Annotated in this window: 1 protein-coding gene; it reads right to left on the bottom strand. The window is 66.7% G+C overall.

The window, feature by feature from the left end:
* A partial coding sequence (locus EN750_RS38340; protein WP_189526865.1) for a strawberry notch C-terminal domain-containing protein occupies positions 1 to 526 on the bottom strand: 526 nt, incomplete at both ends.

Below are 526 nucleotides of genomic sequence, written 5' to 3'. Positions count from 1 at the left end.
ACTGCCTCCGGTCAGCCGGCTCCCAATGGGTCTCGGCCAGGGCGTCGAGACCGAAGCGCAGTTCGTCCGTCGGCCGCAGCAGGCGTACGCGGTGCTCTATCGTGCCGTCGTCGAGCATCAGGCTCGCCGTCGGCAGCCGGATCGCCGCGCGGTTCGACCGCGTGTTCACCAACAGAACCGATTGCGGCTCCGCCCGGACAATGGCTAGCGCGTCGATCAGGCCGAGCGGCCGGATACGGTCCTTGCGCGCGACGGTCAGCACATGCGACTGCGCGCCCGAAACCGGATGCGAGTAGACGGTGCGGCGATCGGTGACGACTATGCTTTCGGCCGTGATCGTCTCCAGGCCCTTGTCGTAGTTGCCGGCGGCGATGGCGCCCTCGACTTTTGCCGTCATCAGTTGCTCGAACACTTCGAACAGCAGGTTCTGGGTTTCGATGCGCAGCGCCAGCAGCCGGTTGAGCCAGGTCGTGATCGGCGGTAGCTCGTCGCGCACGCCGCCTTCATCGGTGGTCAGCGACAGGCC

Source organism: Mesorhizobium sp. M7A.F.Ca.ET.027.03.2.1 (genome assembly GCF_003999175.1).
GTDB lineage: Bacteria > Pseudomonadota > Alphaproteobacteria > Rhizobiales > Rhizobiaceae > Mesorhizobium.
Note: the sequence above shows the minus strand (reverse complement) of the source record. Positions and strands in the feature narration are given on the sequence as shown.